This window comes from Methylovorus mays (assembly GCF_020531915.1).
GTDB lineage: Bacteria > Pseudomonadota > Gammaproteobacteria > Burkholderiales > Methylophilaceae > Methylovorus > Methylovorus mays.
In genome coordinates, this window is record NZ_JAJAVG010000008.1 from 788,525 (window position 1) to 805,654 (window position 17,130).

Annotated in this window: 17 protein-coding genes; 5 read left to right on the top strand and 12 right to left on the bottom strand. The window is 54.2% G+C overall.

Translation table 11 applies throughout. The features are described 5' to 3' along the window. Positions 1-25: 25 nt before the first annotated feature. The gene (locus LG203_RS14035; RefSeq protein ID WP_230346326.1) at positions 26-1,894 is read right to left on the bottom strand and encodes a methanol/ethanol family PQQ-dependent dehydrogenase; all 1,869 of its coding nucleotides are present in this window, start codon (positions 1,892-1,894) and stop codon (positions 26-28) included. A 307-nt stretch (positions 1,895-2,201) separates the two neighbouring features. On the opposite strand from LG203_RS14035, the gene LG203_RS14040 reads away from it, so the two are divergent. The 3 genes from LG203_RS14040 (at position 2,202) to LG203_RS14050 (ending at position 5,774) form a co-directional block, all read left to right on the top strand. Next, positions 2,202-4,118 (top strand): sigma-54-dependent Fis family transcriptional regulator, encoded by a 1,917-nt coding sequence (locus tag LG203_RS14040; RefSeq protein ID WP_230346327.1) that lies wholly within the window; start codon positions 2,202-2,204, stop codon positions 4,116-4,118. Positions 4,119-4,244: 126 nt separating this feature from the next. Further along, on the top strand, positions 4,245-4,757 hold the full coding sequence (locus tag LG203_RS14045; protein ID WP_230346328.1) for a hypothetical protein: 513 nt from the start codon (positions 4,245-4,247) through the stop codon (positions 4,755-4,757). A 108-nt stretch (positions 4,758-4,865) separates the two neighbouring features. Further along, positions 4,866-5,774, top strand: a complete 909-nt coding sequence (locus LG203_RS14050; protein WP_230346329.1) for a hydrogen peroxide-inducible genes activator — start codon at positions 4,866-4,868, stop codon at positions 5,772-5,774. Between the two features lie 69 nt (positions 5,775-5,843). Here the strand turns inward: LG203_RS14050 and pqqA are convergent, their stop codons facing one another. The 9 genes from pqqA to cutA all read right to left on the bottom strand — a co-directional run bounded on the left by pqqA (position 5,844) and on the right by cutA (position 13,014). Then, positions 5,844-5,915, bottom strand: a complete 72-nt coding sequence (pqqA, locus tag LG203_RS14395) for a pyrroloquinoline quinone precursor peptide PqqA (protein WP_013440845.1) — start codon at positions 5,913-5,915, stop codon at positions 5,844-5,846. A gap of 114 nt (positions 5,916-6,029) precedes the next feature. Continuing rightward, positions 6,030-6,935 carry a DUF3426 domain-containing protein gene (locus LG203_RS14525; RefSeq protein WP_230346331.1) on the bottom strand — a complete coding sequence of 302 codons (906 nt, stop codon included), beginning with the start codon at positions 6,933-6,935 and terminating at the stop codon, positions 6,030-6,032. After that, positions 6,932-7,819: a 50S ribosomal protein L11 methyltransferase gene (prmA, locus tag LG203_RS14065; RefSeq protein ID WP_230346332.1), complete on the bottom strand. Its 888-nt coding sequence runs from the start codon at positions 7,817-7,819 to the stop codon at positions 6,932-6,934. Before prmA ends, LG203_RS14525 begins: the two co-directional genes overlap by 4 nt. Before the next feature lies 1 nt (position 7,820). Further along, positions 7,821-9,170 (bottom strand): acetyl-CoA carboxylase biotin carboxylase subunit, encoded by a 1,350-nt coding sequence (accC, locus tag LG203_RS14070; RefSeq protein WP_230346333.1) that lies wholly within the window; start codon positions 9,168-9,170, stop codon positions 7,821-7,823. 10 nt (positions 9,171-9,180) lie between these two features. Then, on the bottom strand, positions 9,181-9,633 hold the full coding sequence (accB, locus tag LG203_RS14075; protein WP_013440849.1) for an acetyl-CoA carboxylase biotin carboxyl carrier protein: 453 nt from the start codon (positions 9,631-9,633) through the stop codon (positions 9,181-9,183). Positions 9,634-9,684: 51 nt separating this feature from the next. Next, positions 9,685-10,140, bottom strand: a complete 456-nt coding sequence (gene aroQ / locus LG203_RS14080; protein WP_230346334.1) for a type II 3-dehydroquinate dehydratase — start codon at positions 10,138-10,140, stop codon at positions 9,685-9,687. Positions 10,141-10,258: 118 nt separating this feature from the next. Then, a complete protein-coding gene (locus LG203_RS14085; RefSeq protein ID WP_230346335.1) occupies positions 10,259-10,813 on the bottom strand; it encodes a TlpA family protein disulfide reductase in 555 nt (184 codons plus the stop codon). Between the two features lies 1 nt (position 10,814). Beyond that, positions 10,815-12,656: a protein-disulfide reductase DsbD gene (gene dsbD / locus LG203_RS14090; protein ID WP_230346336.1), complete on the bottom strand. Its 1,842-nt coding sequence runs from the start codon at positions 12,654-12,656 to the stop codon at positions 10,815-10,817. A 4-nt stretch (positions 12,657-12,660) separates the two neighbouring features. Further along, complete coding sequence (gene cutA, locus LG203_RS14095) at positions 12,661-13,014, bottom strand: divalent-cation tolerance protein CutA (protein ID WP_230346337.1); 354 nt, start codon at positions 13,012-13,014, stop codon at positions 12,661-12,663. A gap of 112 nt (positions 13,015-13,126) precedes the next feature. Here cutA and LG203_RS14100 point away from each other — a divergent pair, with 112 nt between their 5' ends. Continuing rightward, positions 13,127-13,549, top strand: coding sequence for an FxsA family protein (locus LG203_RS14100; RefSeq protein WP_230346338.1), 423 nt, complete (start codon positions 13,127-13,129; stop codon positions 13,547-13,549). A gap of 188 nt (positions 13,550-13,737) precedes the next feature. Next, a complete protein-coding gene (locus LG203_RS14105; protein WP_230346339.1) occupies positions 13,738-14,772 on the top strand; it encodes a CDP-6-deoxy-delta-3,4-glucoseen reductase in 1,035 nt (344 codons plus the stop codon). A 52-nt stretch (positions 14,773-14,824) separates the two neighbouring features. Here the strand turns inward: LG203_RS14105 and LG203_RS14110 are convergent, their stop codons facing one another. Beyond that, positions 14,825-16,006, bottom strand: a complete 1,182-nt coding sequence (locus LG203_RS14110) for a heme biosynthesis protein HemY (protein WP_230346340.1) — start codon at positions 16,004-16,006, stop codon at positions 14,825-14,827. After that, entirely contained in the window at positions 16,006-17,130 is a 1,125-nt protein-coding gene (locus LG203_RS14115) for a uroporphyrinogen-III C-methyltransferase (protein WP_230346341.1), read from the bottom strand. The genes LG203_RS14110 and LG203_RS14115 overlap by 1 nt, the downstream gene beginning before the upstream one ends.

Consider the following 17,130-nt stretch of genomic DNA (forward strand, 5'->3'; position numbering starts at 1 on the left):
ACGGGCCTCCCACCGTTTTTATGGTTTAAAGACTGAACACATTCATGGCACCGCCACCAGGCGCTGCGTTCCACTTGGTCAGCTCCTTGTAGCCACCGGCTGCACCCAGGCCATCGGTTTCATTGGTGAGGCCCAGATTCATCGCCACACCTGCCCAGCCACCAATACCCGACAGAACGCCCACGTATTGCTTGCCCTTGTGGCTATAGGTAATGGCATTGCCAACTACACCGGAACCTACCTGGAATTTCCAGAGCTCCTTGCCGGTTTGTGCATCCACAGCCTTGAACCAGCGGTCCAGGGTGCCGTAAAACACGATGTCGCTGGACGTTACCAATGCGCCACCCCAGGCAGAGAATTTCTCCTTGTTGTACCAGGCTGATTTGCCCTTGAGGCCGTCCCAGGCCATGAAGCCACCCATGACGCCGTCAGGACCAGCGAACATGGTCAGGGTTGCGCCTACCCATGGCTGGCCAGCGATGTATTTGGACTCTACGGGTTCATATGTCATGCACACATGGTTGAGTGGAACGTAGAACATGCCGGTCTTGGGCGAGAAAGCAGAAGGTTGCTCATCCTTCACACCCAGCGCCGATGGGCAAATACCCTTGGCGTTGTAATCCTGGTGTGTCGAGAACTTGGGATCCTTTACCGGCACGCCTGATTTCAGGTCTACCTTGGTGGCCCAGTTAACGAAAGGATTCATCTTTTCAGCGACCAGCAAGGTGCCGTTGGTGCGGTCAAAGGTGTAGCCAAAGCCGTTACGGTCAAAGTGTGTCGCCAGTTTCTTGCCCTTGGCTTCCCACAACACGATCTCGTTCATGCCGTCGTAATCCCACTCGTCATGCGGCGTCATCTGATAACCCCAGCGTGCCATGCCGGTATCCACATCGCGTGCGAAAATCGTCATGGACCACTTGTTGTCACCAGGGCGTACATCGGGGTTCCAGGTGCCTGGGTTACCGGTACCGTAGTACATCAGGTTCAGCGCAGGATCAAACGAGTACCAGCCCCAGGTAGGGCCGCCGCCATGTTCATAGCCGTTCTTGATGGCCTGAGGCTTGAGCCAGGTACGGGTGCCCAGTTCCTTTTCCGGGAACTTCATCTGATCCTTGGTCAAGGCCTTGAACGAGCCGCCTTCCTTGTTGCCACCATTCACGTCCTCGTAAACCGACAGCGCGCTGTAATGCGGGTTATCCTTGTTGAAACCCTCGCCAATCAGCGTTTCGCTGTCTGGGCCGGTGCTGTATGCACGCCATGCCAGGGAGCCATCCTTGATGTTATAGGCGGAAATATAGCAACGTACGCCATATTCGCCACCGGAACAGCCGGTAATGACCTTGTCCTTGATGACATGTGGCGCATTGGTATTAGATGCTCCGGTTTTGGTATCCACTACCTTAACGTCCCACAACTTGTTGCCGTTTTTCGCATCCAGGGCTACCAGAGTGCCGTCATTCTGTTGCAGGAAAATCTTGCCATCACCATAGCCCAGGCCGCGGTTAACGTTGTCGCAGCACAGCAATGCCTGAACCGATGGATCCTGCTTGGGGAAGTAAGACCAGATGATCTTCTGGTTATCGTTCAGGTCCAGTGCATACACGTTGTTGGGGAATGCTGTATGTACGTACATGACATCATTGATTACCAGCGGGGCGCCTTCGTGGCCGCGGTTCACGCCAGTAGCAAACGACCAGGCCATTTTCAGGTTACGCACGTTGCCTTTGTTGATCTGGCTCAGGCGGCTGTAGCCGGTGTTGGCATAGTCTTTACGAGGATGCGCCCACTGGCTGTCGTCCTTCATCAGGTTTTCAAGTTCAGTCGCGGCAAGGCTGCTCAAGCTACTGAGACCCAGTACGCCAGCTAATGCGAGTTTCAAGGTTGTTGTCTTCACGCTAAATCTCCATAGTTAATTTGTTTTAACAGCATGTGAGTGACTAGCCACCAGTTCCGGCGGGGGATCCAGAAGCCGGTGGCAGTAATGCCTTAATTGCAATCGCTGTGCCAGCCATGAAGCCGAGATGGGATGATTGCCTGGATGCCGCGCGGAATAAGGCTCGCAGGCGAGATGTGAAAATCATGACCGGAGGGGGAATGCCGCTAGCGGCAGGCGTGTGGTTGTCACGAAAATGAACAGGTGTTACATTCAGTGACAGATCATTTTCCCTGCATTTCCCCCAGCCATATACTGATAGCTAACCATGCAATATTCCATTCCCGATGAGGCACACCAGATCAGATATGCGCGTTCGCAATTTCTGGTCAGCGGTCAGGTGCAGCAAGGCGCCGTGGCGGAAGAAATCGCCCGCTCCTGGCAGCGTTGCCTTGCTAACGGCATGGATAGCGCCGGGGCTGTGGATAATCAAATACTGACGCAATATGAATTGCGCCAGCGCCAGGAGCAGTATCATCTGCTGCTGTCGCATGCCCGTCCCGAAATGACCACGCTCAATGAGCAGATTGCGCATACGCGCAGCATGGTGATCCTGACCGATGATCAGGGCGTGATTTTGCATAGCCTGGGGGACAATGCGTTTTTATCAGAGGCGCAGCAACTTGCGCTTAATCCTGGCAGCTCATGGCATGAGGCGGACCGTGGCACCAATGCCATTGGCACGGCCCTGATCGAGCAATCCGCCCTCACCGTGCGGGGCGCCGAGCACTTCATGGAACGTAACCAGATTCTCAGCTGCTCTGCTGTGCCGATATTCGGGGCCCACAATAATCTGTTGGGAACACTGGATGTTTCCAATGATTTGATGATGCCGCAACAGCACACGCTGGCTTTGGTAAAAATGGCGGCGCAAATGATTGAAAACCGCCTTTTCCGTGCCAGCCATCAGGCCGAGATGGTGCTACATTTTCATGCCCGGCCAGAATTCATCGGTACGCTGTGGGAAGGTATCGCCATGTTTGGGGCTGATGGCCGTTTGGTCGCGCTCAATCGTAGCGGACAGTTTCAGTTAGGGGTGGCCCCTACCGAGTTGCCGCAGGGGGGCGTCTATTTCCATCAGCTTTTTGAAAGTGACCTGGGCAAGCTCGAAGCCGCGAGCGCCAGCACATTGGTATTCCCTCTGCGCCTTACAAATGGGGCGCGCCTGTTTGCCCGTGCAGAAGCCCGCAGCAACGGCCCTACACGCTCCGTAACGACAATAGAGCCTCAAAAGCGCGATGCCGCGGCCAATCTGGGCATGCTGAATACGGGCGATCCACAGGTCGCGCGGGCGATCAGCCAGGTAACCCTGGTATTGAACCAGCAGATCCCTATTCTGATTGAAGGTGAAACTGGCGCTGGCAAGGAGCTATTTGCCCGGGCGATTCATGAAGCCAGTGCTCGGTATCAGGGCCCATGGGTCGCTGTTAACTGTGCTGCTTTGCCAGAAGGCCTGATTGAAGCCGAACTGTTTGGCTATGAAGATGGCGCTTTTACCGGTGCGCGCCGCAAAGGTAGCACTGGCAAGCTGGAGCAGGCCAACGGCGGGACTCTGTTTCTGGATGAAATTGGCGATATGCCATTAGGTCTGCAAGCGCGATTGTTGCGGGTATTGCAAGAACGCAGCGTTACGCCATTGGGCAGCAGCAAGTCCAAGCCACTGGACTTCATGCTGGTGAGTGCGACCAACCAGAAACTGCGCGAGAAAGTGGAGAAGGGCGAGTTCAGACGTGATCTTTACTATCGGTTGAATGGTCTCAGTGTGAGTTTGCCATCGTTGCGTCAACGCACGGATCTGGCCGCGCTGGTGCAGTTGATATTACAAACTGAAAATGCCGAAACCACACCGATCGACGTTGAAGTCATGCAATTGTTTGAATGCCATCCTTGGCCCGGTAATATTCGCCAACTACATAACGTAGTCAAAACGGCACTCGCCCTATCCGGGGGTGGCAAGATTCAATCCGTGCACTTGATGCAGGACTTTTTGGATGAGCTTGAGCAGGGGGCAGGCGCACCAGAGCGTGCTCAGGAATCTCCCCAGGTTTCCCTGGATGCCGTGACCACGGATGCTGTTCGCAATGCCTGGCAGCAACACGCAGGCAATGTATCTGCCGTGGCACGCCAGCTTGGTATCAGCAGAAACACCCTGTATCGCAAGCTCAAGGCCTTACAGCTTATCTAGCCTTTCCATCGTATCCCACGCGACTTTCCGTTAGTCCTACATCTAAATCGGACCACGCCTATAGAGTCAATGTTTGCTCTCCCGTATGGTAAAGAGCTGATCATTGGATATAAACAGGAGGTCATCATGGACCATTATCAACATCGCGTCGCAGGCGTATACGTATATCCGCAAGAGGCGGAAAACACCCTGCAAAAACTCCGCGAAGGCGGTCTGCAGCCGGAACAATTGCATCTGCTGACTTCCGATCGCCACGCTACACACGAGCAAGAGGGTAGTCGTGATGTATTGAAAGACGTCATCAAAGATACGGCTATTGGCACAGTGGTGGGCGGCGGCGTGGGCGCCCTTGGTCAAGCAGCCATCGTGGCCGCCAATGTCAGCCTGTTTGTTGCCAGTCCTTTATTGGCACCGTTGGCCATGGTGGGATGGGGCGCGGCAGTCGGTGCCATTGCCGGGGCTGGTGCGGGTATTGCGCAAAAATCAGGCGATTTCAGTAATTTTGTGATTGATGCCATCAATAATGGCTACGTAGTATTGCTGGCTTACACCCGTTCAGGGGATGAAACCGAGCTGGCGCGAGAGATAATCGCTGCTTCGGGCAAGGAGCAGCATGAGATGCAAGTTGTTAAATTGTAGAGGCGGCCACATATACCACAACCAGCTAAAATTGCTATAGTCGATATGTATCATTCCAATTGACGCATGTTTTGATATATTTGCTTTATCAGTAAAGTTGGGATGGTCATGACCCTTAGTGAACTTCGTTTCATCGTGGCAGTGGCCCGAGAGCGTAATTTCAGACGCGCTGCCGAAAAAAGTTTTGTCAGCCAGCCAGCGCTCAGCCTCGCAGTCAAAAAGCTCGAGGATGAGCTTGGCGTGATGCTGTTTGAGCGCAGTCGTAGCGATGTCAGCATGACGCCGGTTGGGGAGCGTATTGTCGAACAAGCCATACGCACGCTGGAAGAGGCTGGTCGCATCAAAGAGCTTGCCAAACAAGGCAACAATCAGCTGATCGGTACCTTCAAGCTTGGGGTGATCTATTCCGTCGGCCCCTACCTCCTGCCTGAAATCATTCCACCTTTGCGCAAAAGCGCTCCGGAGATGCCATTAGAGGTGGAAGAAAACCTTACCGCCAATCTAGAAACCCAATTGCGCAATGGAAATATAGACGCTGCCATTATTGCACTTCCATTCGATATTCCTGGTATCAAGCTTCAATTGCTCTACGAAGAAGAGTTTGTCGTGGTAGTGCCGGCGGATCATGCGTGGGCCAGCCGTAAGAGCATCAGTCCGGAAGATCTGGCTGAAGAAAAAGTGTTATTGCTGAATACGGGTCACTGTTTCAGTAATCAGGTATTGTTGGCATGCCCTGACCTTTCCCGTAAGGGAGAAATGCTGCAAGGCAACTCTCTTGAAACCATACGCAATATGGTGGCCTCCAATCTGGGCATTACCGTGCTACCCGCCAGTGCTGCGGTTGAGCGCTATCAGAATCCCCTTATCAAAGTCGTGCCTTTCGAGGCTCCGGTGCCTAAGCGGCAAATTGCCTTGGCATGGCGTAAGAGCTATGGTCGCGAAAAAGCGGTGGATGAAATTGCCCAGGCCATACGAGGTATTCAATCCGAGTGCATACAGGTCAATAACCCGCATTAAAAAAGGAGGCAATGGCCTCCTTTTTTAATGCGGGATGTGGGTAAACCCACACCTCCTGTTGCTAATGAATTAACGATTGCAAACGTACATCGTTACTTCAAAGCCGAAACGCATTTCAGTAGCTTCTGGTTTGGTCCACATGGTGATCTCCTTGGTAGTCAATGGATGTTGCATGAAGAACATCATAAGCTTGCGGAGAATAAGCTGCATGCGCAGCTTCATGAAAGAACACTCATGAAAATCATGAGTGCCTGATTAATAGTTCACAAACAATCGGTAACCCGACACAGTCTGATGATCGGCTGTGATGAGCAATTTGATCGGGAGTTCTTTGCCTGCGGCGATGCCACTAGCCGCCACAATATTGGCTGGCAGATACTCTGCCGGTGCAAATGTGCGTCGCAGTACTGCCTGGTCGTTCGCATCGGTCAAGGTCAATTCCAGCCGAGGGTAAGCTTGAACATGGGTGGCCTGGTTAACCAAGGTGCTGGTCAAGATGAGGAGGCCTTCATATTCGCCATCTTCCACCAAGTTGGCATCATCAATGACCAGCTTGTTGGCATCCTTTGGTAATTCAATGGTGCATTTCAACATTCCACAGGCCAGCTGCAGATAAGGTTTGCTACTTGGCCAGGCCAGTGCAAGTGTATTGCGCTGAAAATACGCGAATTGCAGTATAAGCGTGATGAACAGAAGCAATGCAACTGAACCACTCAGCCAAGGGAAATTTCGGGGTTGAATAGTGACTGTTTGTAGCTTGGATTTTGGTGCTGCATCACGCCAAGCTGGCTGAGCTGGAATATAAGGTGGCGTTTGAGGTGGTACATGCATCTCAACAGCCTCAGGTGTAACAGCCTCAGGTGTAACAGCCTCAGGTGCAACAACCTCGGGGGCAGCAACCTCGGGGGCAGCAACCTCGGGGGCAGCAACCTCAGGGGCAGCAACCTCGGGGGCAGCAACCTCGGGGGCAGCAACCTCAGGGGCAGCAACCTCAGGGGCAGCAACCTCAGGGGCAGCAACCTCGGCCTCATGCAAATGATCCAGCGCATTAAAAACATGCTGGCATTCGCCGCATCGTACCGTGCCTCGCCGTAGCGATAACTGCTCCGGCTTCACGTGAAACACGGTGGAACACGCGGGGCAGGAGGTGATCAGACTCATCTTTTACGACCGGTGAGTAGCACCCAGCTATCCATGAATTGCGGGGCATCCATATCAAACCATTCGGCATAGATCGCAGAGACTTGTTCCTGCTGCTCACGCAAGATGCCAGAAAGCGCAATGCGGCCTTGAGGCTTGCAGGCCGCTGCAAGTGCTGGCGCCAGTACCATCAATGCACTGGAGAGAATATTGGCAACCACCAAGTCGGCGAAGCTGTCAGGGAGTTGCTTGGGAAGGTAAAACTCTGCTTCCACACCATTATTCTCGGCATTGAATACACTGGACTGTATGGCTTGCGGATCAATATCCACGCCGATGACTTTACCCGCGCCTAATTTGCTGGCTGCAATTGCCAGAATTCCGGAGCCACAGCCGTAATCCAGTACGGTGAGGTCTGCGCTGACCTGATCTGCCAGCCATGCCAGACACAAGTGCGTGGTGGGGTGGCTCCCCGTGCCAAATGCCAGACCAGGATCCAGGACGATGTTCAAAGCATCCGGATTAGGAGCGTCATGCCATGAGGGGACTATCCAAAGGTCATCTCGAATCCGGATCGGGTCGAATTGCGACTGTGTAGCACGTACCCAGTCCTGCTCGGCAATGTGTTCCGTGGTGTAGGGCAGGGCGCCGAGACCGGTGGTTGTAGCCAACTCCGCCATTAACACGGGAATGTCGGTAGATTCTGCCAGCAGGGCACTGACAATGTTGTGTTGCCAGATGCCAGGAGGTGGGTCCCCTGGTTCACCAAAAATCGGTTGTTCATCAGGGGTTTCGGCATTGGCATCTTCAATGCTGGCGGACAACGCCCCCAGTTCCATCAGGGTGTCACTGATGAGGTCGGCGGTGTTGTCTCTGGCTTCTATTTTCAGCGATAACCAGGCCATGCTACTTGCTGCTGATGCCCAGCTTGTGTTCGAGATAGTGAATGCTGGTTTCACCCAGGTGGAATGCAGCATCGTTCATCAAATCACTGTGCAGTGGCACGTTGGTCTTAATGCCTTCGACTACCATTTCCGATAAGGCGATACGCATGCGGGCAATCGCCTGCTGACGTGTATCGCCATAAGCAATCAGTTTGCCAATCATGGAATCATAGTGTGGTGGAACCAGATAGTTCTGATAGGCGTGGGTATCAACCCGAATGCCAGGACCGCCAGGCATGTGGAAAGTGTTGATACGGCCAGGTGATGGGACAAAGTTGTAGGGGTCTTCCGCATTGATACGGCACTCAATGGCGTGACCACGCAGTACGATGTCGCTCTGCTTGAAAGAGAGCTTTTCGCCTGCTGCAATTAGTATCTGCTGCTGAACGATATCAATGCCCGTGATCATTTCGGTGACCGGATGTTCAACCTGTACCCGGGTATTCATTTCAATGAAGTAGAACTCGCCGTTTTCATACAGGAACTCAAAGGTACCCGCACCGCGGTAATTGATGCGACGGCAGGCATCGGCACAACGCTCGCCGATTTTTTCGCGCATTTTCTGGGTGATGCCAGGGGCGGGGGCTTCTTCCAGTACCTTTTGGTGACGGCGTTGCATTGAACAATCGCGTTCGCCCAGATACACGGCATTGCCATGTTCGTCCGACAGCACCTGAATCTCAATGTGGCGCGGCTGTTCGAGGAATTTTTCCATGTAGACGGTTGGGTTGCCAAAGGCTGCACCTGCTTCGGCTTTGGTCATGCTTACTGAATTCAGCAAGGCCGCCTCCGTATGCACGACGCGCATGCCGCGACCACCACCTCCACCAGCCGCCTTGATGATGACAGGGTAGCCGATTTCCTTGGCGGTACGCATGATGACGTCAGGATCATCCGGTAATGCACCCTCGGAGCCTGGCACGCATGGTACGCCCGCCGCTTTCATCGCATCCTTGGCGCTGACCTTGTCGCCCATCAGGCGTATGGTCTCAGCACGCGGGCCGATAAATACAAAACCACTTTGTTCTACACGTTCTGCGAAGTCCGCGTTTTCGGATAAAAAGCCATAACCGGGGTGTATGGCTTCAGCATCGGTGACTTCTGCCGCACTGATCACGGCTGGAATATTCAGATAACTTTGACTGGAGGGCGCAGGGCCAATGCAGACGGATTCATCTGCGAGTTTGACGTACTTGGCTTCACGGTCGGCTTCGGAATGCACCGCAACCGTCTTGATGCCAAGCTCGCGACATGCGCGCTGTATGCGCAGCGCAATTTCGCCGCGGTTGGCAATGAGGACTTTTTCAAACATGGAAACCTCGTTAGCCAATAATAAAGAGTGGTTCGCCGTATTCTACCGGCTGACCGTTTTCAACAAGTATCGCCTTGATCACACCGGTGTGATCCGCTTCGATTTCGTTGAGTAGTTTCATGGCTTCAATAATGCAAAGTGTGCTGCCTGCGGTGATGCTGCTGCCCACTTCAACGAAAGGCTTGGCATCAGGGGAAGGGGAGCGATAGAACGTACCGACCATCGGGGATTTCACCACATGGCCTTCAATGACAGGCGCAGCGGCTGCTTCAGCAACAGCTGGAGCAGCAGCCTGCGGGGCAGGAGCTGCCTGGATATACTGTGGAGCGAACTGCATGCCGGCATGGGCATTGGGCAGGTTGCGACTGATACGGACTTTTTCTTCACCTTCGGTCAATTCCAGCTCGGAGATGCCGGACTCTTCGACCAGGTCGATCAGTTTCTTCAGTTTGCGTAAATCCATGTTGAACCTCTAAATGATTAAAGCGCATGTGACATGCGGTTATGTTGGTAGTTAATGTTGTAAACGGCGGATGGCGTAATCCAGCGCCAGAGAATAACCATGAGCGCCAAGCCCGCTGATGACCCCGACTGCGATATCCGAAAAATACGAATGATGGCGGAAGGATTCACGGGCATGTACGTTGGAAAGATGAACTTCGATAAAGGGTACTTTAACGGCGGACAAGGCGTCGCGCAGAGCAACCGAAGTATGGGTGAAGGCGGCCGGGTTGATGATCACAAAATCCGCAGGATGTCTGGCGAGATCGTGCACACGCGCAATCAACTCCGCCTCGGCATTGCTCTGAAACGTTGTCAGGACCACGCCATGCGCCTCCGCTTGCTCTTGCAGGCGCTGGTTGATTGCCTGCAGCGTATCGCTGCCGTAATGGTCAGGCTCGCGCAACCCCAGCATATTGAGGTTGGGGCCATGCAATACGAGTATGGAGGGAGTCGTATCAGCAACCATGGCAGTGGGATTCGGGGGACCGGAGACGCGCTTTCATGGCAGCAAGTTTGCCGTAAATTGGGGGATATTGTCCAGTGAATTGACGATATTTACAGAATTTACATGTTTTTGAAAACTTCTATGGGGCGTTGCTGGCTTGCAGCAAGGGCTTGACGCTTTGTTCCAGAAGATGGCGTGTAATCCGGCCAAAGTAACTTTTGACAATATGGCCGTCGCGATCAATGACAACGGTGTAAGGCAACACGCTGCGGTGGTTGCCCAGGCTGTAACTCAGGGGGCCTGCTTCAGTATCTGCTGCGAAAAGAGGATAGCCTACCGGGGCCTCCCTAGCAAACTGATTTACACTTTCCTGGTCCTCGGCGGCAATACCCACCACGACTAAGCCTTCTTTCTTGTATAGCGCCTGCAGTTCGCTTAGCTCAGGCATTTCTTCGCGGCAGGGAGGGCACCAGGTTGCCCAGAAATTAACCACCAGAATCTGTCCACGTAACTCGGACATGGGCTGCATGAAGCCATTTACATCGGGCAATATCACGGCAAAAAAGCGGGATGTGCTGGCGGCTGGATGATCTTCGCTGAAGCCGCCATGTTGCCAGCGGCTGACAAGCGAATAGACACCAGTGGCAATCAGCAGCAAGGCAAGGATGAATAAGGCGCGGCGGGAAAGCATCATGTCAGCAATAGGCAATGCCGGTTTCGCAGCCCAGTGTATGGCGGGCACGCAAAAACTGCTCGCTATTCTGATAGCCGATCAGTTTGAGTTTTGGGTCACGTTGATCCTGCCCATGGAAAAACAGGATGGCAGGTGGGCCAAACAGCTGGAAACGTTGCAGCAATGCGGCATCTGCCGGAGTGTTCTGAGTAACATCTGCTTGCAGCAAAACTACATTTTCCAGAGATTGCTGTACGCGCGGGTCACTAAAGGTGAACTGTTCCAGCTCCTTGCAGGCAACACACCAATCTGCATAAAAATCCAGCATCACGATTTTGCCTTTGGCATCGGCCAGGGATTGCTGCAGCTCTTCCAGACTATGGATGCGTTTGAAAGGCAATGCAGTGGCTGTGGAGGCTTTTTGCAAATTGGCAGTGTTAAAGCCAGAGAGAGGTTGCAACGGAGATTTTGCGCCGCTGAATGCGCCTATCAGCATCATTACTCCCAGCAGGAACAGGATAATGCCCAGACCCTTCCATACACGTTGCCATCCGGTGGCGGTTTCAGGCAAGCGATCAAGCGCATGCAGAAAGATGGCAGGGACAATCAACAGGGCCGCCCAGAGGGCCATTTGTACCGGCAGTGGGATCACCGGGCTGATCAGTAACAGGGCGACATAGAGCATGACCACGCCAAACAGCTGCCGTATACGCTCCATCCATGGCCCCGCCTTGGGCAGGAGGCTGCCTGCCGAGGCACCGATCAGCAGGAGGGGCAGGCCCATGCCCAGGGATAGCGCAAACAAGGCGCTGCCTCCCAGCCAGACATCGCGCGTCTGGCTGATATACAGCAGAGCTCCAGCCAATGGGGCTGCCACACAAGGGCTCACGATCAGCGCGGACACTACACCCATCAGAAATACTCCGGCGAAATGACCGCCACGGATACGGCTGTTGGTACCGGTCAGGCGATCTGCCAGCGACTGCGGCAGGCGGATTTCATAAAAGCCAAACATGGATAGTGCAAGCAGCACAAAGAGAAGTGCCGTGGCTCCCAGTACCCACGGTGTTTGCAAGGCGTTGCTCAGCAGTTGCCCAGATAAGCCGGCAGCGATACCTGCCAATGTGTAACTGAGCGACATGCCGAACACGTAAGCGGCGGACAGCAGGATGGCGTGGCCTTTACTCCCGTGGCCATGTGACTTGCTGCCGACAATAATGCCTGACAGGATAGGGATCATGGGCAACATGCAGGGGGTGAAAGCGAGGAGCAGGCCGATGCCAAAAAAGCCGCTCAGTATCAGCCATAGTTTGCCGCTACCCAACAGGCCTGCTATACGGTCCTGCTCGGGTGGAGGAGTTGTGGAGGATTGTTCGGTGGCGTCTCCCCCCAAGCTGACATCCAGTATTTTATGGATAGGGGGGTAGCACAGGCCTTTTTCGCTGCACCCCTGATAAGTGGCGTTAAGCTTGAGAATGGCAGGGACATCACCGCTGAAGGCCAGTTGTATTTTGGCTTCGGTTTCACGGTGAAAAACATAGGTAGTACCAAAGCTGGGATCTTTTTTTGATTCGCCGGGCGGCATGCTGATATCGGTGACCGTTACGCCAGGTGTTGCGCTGGAAAACTTGATGCGATCCCGGTAAAGGTAATGACCGGGAGCAATCTGGAAAACGGCTTGCAAGGTATCCTGTCGTATTGAGCCCACTTCCAGCTTGAACGCTTCATCGGGTGGCAGAATGCCGTCGTCGTCGCTGGTAAACAGTGCCAGCTTGCTGCTGAGCGGCGCGGCGGTTGCAGGGGCGCTGGACAGGGCGGGGAGCAGACTGCATAACATCAGCAGCACATTCAAAAGATATTTCATGGGGTCAGGCCGTCGTTTCCTCGTTAAGCCACGCCAGGTAAGCGGGCAATCCAGTGCTGATTGGGACACAGAGGATTTCGGGAAGTTCGTAGGGATGCTGCTGCACAATCGCTTGCTGCAAGGCGGCATATTGCGTGCGGCATGTCTTGATCAATAGCGGGATTTCATTGGCGGTTTCGACTTTACCCTGCCAGCGATACACGGATGTGCAAGGCGCCAGTATATTGACGCAGGCAGCCAGCCGGGCATTGACCAGATAATCGGCCAGTTGCGTGGCCGAGTCCTGGTCTGGCAGATTGGTCACGACCAGAATCGCCTCGCTGGCTGTCATTGTGTTCGATAAGGTGTCATGTGACATGATGTCAGCATCCCCGACTTGAAATATCCATGTAAGGCTTCATTTACAAGGGAACAAGGTGGCTCACATGACGTCAGACCCTTGCTTCGCTATTTTTTAAAGTACTGCTTATATGCCTTTACCCTTGCTGCTGCTGATTTTACTCGCATTCCCCGTTGTCGAGATATGGTTATTGATAGAACTGGCCGCGCGCTATGGCGTTTGGGTACTGGTTTACCTGGTGGTGGTCGCCATTCTGGGCTGGCGTTTGATTCAGGACGAAAAGCTCATGATGCTGGGGCGCATGACCCAAACCCTGAGCCAGGGAGGAGCTCCTGCCCGCGCCTTGTTCAGCGGCGCTAAAAACATGCTGGCTGGCATTTTGCTGATTATTCCTGGGGTGGTGACCGACGCCATTGCCGTGATTCTGCTGCTATTGCCTTCGGCCAAGCCGGAGGTGTTTGATGAAACCGTGCAAGCTGAGCCCCGCCAGAGCCGCAGGCCAGCAGCGGCGAACGATGATGTTATTGAGGGTGAATATACGCGCGAAGATTGAACATGGTCATGCAGAGCTCTGGGGCTATGCAAGGTCTGTTTGCAGGTCGGCATACAGCTTGATCCAAGGCTTGTGTTAAACTCGCGCCTCACCTAATGGATTGTTTTTGTGCACATTAATTCTTCGCAGCCTCATGGCCGATCCGGCTTGATGCCACTTTCATCATTGTAGAATCAGGAATTGAACGCATGTCTCACCAAGTAACCGTCAAGCCTAGCGGCCATCGCTTTGTTGTTGAGGGCGATGCCACCGTATTGAGCGCCGCCATTGATGCAGGCCTGGGCTTGCCCTATGGTTGCCGTAACGGCGCCTGTGGCGCGTGCAAAGGCAAAGTGCTACAAGGAGAGGTGAGCCATCACGATCATCAGGCCTCCGCCCTGACTGACACCGACAAGGCCAATGGCCTGGCATTGCTGTGCTGTGCGGTTCCGCAAACTGATCTGGTCATTGAATGCCGCGAAGCCACAGGCAGTAATGGCATACGCCCACGTATCATGCCGGTCCGCGTGCAGAAAATGGAAAAGCTGTCACACGATGTAATGGCGCTGTATTTGAAGCTGCCCAGCAATGAGCGCATGCAGTTTCTGGCAGGCCAATATATAGAATTTCTGCTTAAAGACGGCAAGCGCCGCGCTTTTTCGCTGGCGAATGCGCCACACCATGATGAATTACTTGAATTGCATCTGCGCCTGATTCCTGGCGGCACTTTTACCGAATACGTCTTCAACGAAATGCAGGAAAAAGCCATTTTGCGCCTGGAAGGGCCGTTTGGCAGTTTTTACCTGCGTGAAGACCATGACAAGCCCATCATTTTCGTCGCGGGTGGGACGGGTTTTGCGCCGATTAAAGGCATTATCGAGCATATCCTGCATCAAAAAACGCCTCGCAAGATGGTGCTTTACTGGGGGGCGCGTTCGCTAGAAGACCTTTACATGCCGGAGCTGCCCATGCGCTGGCTGGAGGAATCCAATCTTTTCAGCTATGTGCCGGTATTATCCGAACCCAAGGACGAAGACGCCTGGCAAGGGCGGCGCGGACTGGTGCATGAAGCCGTGCTGGAAGACTTTGCCGATCTGAGTGCTTATCAGGTGTATTGCTGTGGTGCGCCGCAGATGGTGGATGTTGCGCATCAGGCCTTCCAGCTGAAGGGCTTGCCAGAAGACGAGTTCTTTTCGGATGCGTTTACGTTTTCCAATCCACCACCCAAGCCTGCGGCGTTATGATCGTGAGGCGAAAGCCTTAATTCAACGGGCAGGCGCCCGAGTGGCGCTGCCCTTATTCGAATCCCGAACAGAATTGGGTGCTCAGGCGGAATTGATGATTGGCCGCTTCCGTCTCGCCGCGCTCGTCCAACAGGCGAGCCAGTGCCAGATGCGTGGCGGCACTCGGCTTCACGCTAAGGCTGGCCTCAAAATAGCTCTGCGCCTTGCCCCATAAACTCAGGCGTACGCACAAATTTCCCAGAGAGCGTAGCAGGTCAGCGTCATTTTCATGGCTGAGCAACCAATGTTCGGCCTGTTGCAGCTGTTTTTGCGGTTGCGATGACAGGCAGTCGCCCAGCATCCCCGCAAGCTTGCTGTCCCAGCCTTTGGTCAGGCTCATTTCTACAATTTCCGCTGCCTGGTCGCCTGCCCCGGCCTGGATAAAGGTTTGCGCTGCAATGCACGCAATACGGTTATTCAGACGATCTTCTTCCGGCATTTTTTTCCAGTAGGCATTCAGCTTGTCCAGATCATCTGCCAGACGTTGCAAGAGGTGGGTATGGGCTTGCTGGCGTAGTTCGCGCAAATGCCAGCTTTCGATCGCATCATGCTTTTCCAGGCGGCGCAGGGTCACCAGCACCTGCTCCCAGTTTTTCAGGTGTACCTGGGCTTTCAGCTCCAGCCGCAAAGCAGGAGGATATTTGGATTCCAGTTTGTCCAGCTTATGCAGTACATTCAATGCTTCGTTGTAACGGCGGTCATCCAGCATGAATTCGGCCTGGATGAGCAAACGCGCGATAGCTGCATCCGGGGCGATGCGTTCAGCCTCGGCCAGATAATAATCGCGCTGCGATTTGTTCTTGAGCTTGTGCGCAGCCCGGGCGGCTACCAGCGTGGACAAGCCCGGATTTTCTTCCAATGACAGGGCTTTGTTTGCCGCTTTTTCAGCCAGCAGATAGCGCCCTTCGGCCAGTGATTGCAAACCTTCACTCAAGGCGGCACGTCCCTGACGAATGCGGCGCTCTTCCTTATAGCTGCGAACGCTGGCGGGCAAATGGCGCGTGTATTGAATCAGCCTGAGCAGGAGGTGCAGGCTGATAAAGCCGCCCACGATCATCACCAGCAGCAGATTGAGTGAGAGCTCCATGCGGTAGGGCGGACGCACGATCAGCACATAGCCCTGATTGTTCACTGCCAGCAGCGAAATGCCTACCGCCAGCCCCAGAATCAGCAATATCCAGAACAGCCAACGCACTATTTACGCTCCGTGTTGCTTTTTACTGGTGTGCTCAAGCGCTCCAGCGAAAGTTTGTACTTGCTAACCAATGACAGGCTTTCGTTGACATCGGGCAGGTTGATGACGATTTCCTTTGCCGAAAGCTCTTTCAAGGTATTCAAGGCAAGCTTGGTACCGCTGTCGCGAGGGTCGAAATGACTCTTCAACCATTTTTCTGCGGCAGCGAGGTCAGCACGGTAGGTGGCTTCGTCATGCTGCAGCAGCGCAATCCGGGCTGTCAGCAGATGCAGCTTGATGTTTTCACGCAGGAAGAAATTCTGCTCGGGCGCCAGCAATGGCGGTTCAGGTCGGTCAATCCGCTCCAGGCGGATCATGGTGCGCAGGTCCTGCCACACCTCCTGTGCCAGGCGCCGCCATGGATTGCTGTCCCATTCGGGGGCCAGGGCAGGCGCAGATTGCGGATGGCGTTCGCTTACCAATGGCAACGAGCCGACGGATTCCGCCAGATTTTCCAGTTTAAGGCTGATGCCTACCGTGTCCACTTGCGGCATGTTTTGCAGGCGCTGAATATCCTGGCCTATGGATTTGCGCAACTGAACAACCTGACCGCTATCAAGATGCTGCAAGCGGGTATCTGCGGTTTGCAGGGCCAGCAGTGCGGGCTTGATATTGCCAGCCAGCTGCAATTGTTGGTTGGCAATAATGATCAACTGCTCAACCTCGGCGATCGTGCGCTCTTCGCGATTGTTGGCAAGCTCTACATACAGTGACTGCAGGGCTTCGGCCTGATCGCGTGATTCGGCCAATTGTTGCTCAAACAGTGAGGCGCGTGCGCTGACTTCGGTGCTGCGTTCATCGGCATTGCGTGCAAGGGCGAGGGCTTGCTGATTGACGCCATTGAATTGCTCGAGCTTTTGCGAGAGCTCCTGCTCCAGTACGGCAAAACGGTGGCGCGCGTGATACCACTGCCAGGCCATGGCGATTGCCGCTGCCAGCGCGATGACAAGCGCAAGCTGGGTGAGCCAGCTGTTGCTGCCTGCAGAGGTGGCAGTCTCTTCCTGCAAGACCTCTGGTGCAGGCACATTGGAGGTCGCGATGGCGGGCGTTTCAGCTGGCTGGGAAGGCGTGGGTTGTTCGCTCAT

What these genes read in the sequence shown, in the direction of transcription:
- LG203_RS14040 (WP_230346327.1), top strand. Translation starts at nt 2,202, where the DNA reads ATGCAATATTCCATTCCCGATGAGGCACACCAGATCAGATATGCGCGT.
- LG203_RS14045 (WP_230346328.1), top strand. Translation starts at nt 4,245, where the DNA reads ATGGACCATTATCAACATCGCGTCGCAGGCGTATACGTATATCCGCAA.
- LG203_RS14050 (WP_230346329.1), top strand. Translation starts at nt 4,866, where the DNA reads ATGACCCTTAGTGAACTTCGTTTCATCGTGGCAGTGGCCCGAGAGCGT.
- LG203_RS14525 (WP_230346331.1), bottom strand. Translation starts at nt 6,935, where the DNA reads ATGAGTCTGATCACCTCCTGCCCCGCGTGTTCCACCGTGTTTCACGTG.
- prmA (WP_230346332.1), bottom strand. Translation starts at nt 7,819, where the DNA reads ATGGCCTGGTTATCGCTGAAAATAGAAGCCAGAGACAACACCGCCGAC.
- accC (WP_230346333.1), bottom strand. Translation starts at nt 9,170, where the DNA reads ATGTTTGAAAAAGTCCTCATTGCCAACCGCGGCGAAATTGCGCTGCGC.
- accB (WP_013440849.1), bottom strand. Translation starts at nt 9,633, where the DNA reads ATGGATTTACGCAAACTGAAGAAACTGATCGACCTGGTCGAAGAGTCC.
- aroQ (WP_230346334.1), bottom strand. Translation starts at nt 10,140, where the DNA reads ATGGTTGCTGATACGACTCCCTCCATACTCGTATTGCATGGCCCCAAC.
- LG203_RS14085 (WP_230346335.1), bottom strand. Translation starts at nt 10,813, where the DNA reads ATGATGCTTTCCCGCCGCGCCTTATTCATCCTTGCCTTGCTGCTGATT.
- dsbD (WP_230346336.1), bottom strand. Translation starts at nt 12,656, where the DNA reads ATGAAATATCTTTTGAATGTGCTGCTGATGTTATGCAGTCTGCTCCCC.
- cutA (WP_230346337.1), bottom strand. Translation starts at nt 13,014, where the DNA reads ATGTCACATGACACCTTATCGAACACAATGACAGCCAGCGAGGCGATT.
- LG203_RS14100 (WP_230346338.1), top strand. Translation starts at nt 13,127, where the DNA reads ATGCCTTTACCCTTGCTGCTGCTGATTTTACTCGCATTCCCCGTTGTC.
- LG203_RS14105 (WP_230346339.1), top strand. Translation starts at nt 13,738, where the DNA reads ATGTCTCACCAAGTAACCGTCAAGCCTAGCGGCCATCGCTTTGTTGTT.
- LG203_RS14115 (WP_230346341.1), bottom strand. Translation starts at nt 17,130, where the DNA reads ATGAGCGAACAACCCACGCCTTCCCAGCCAGCTGAAACGCCCGCCATC.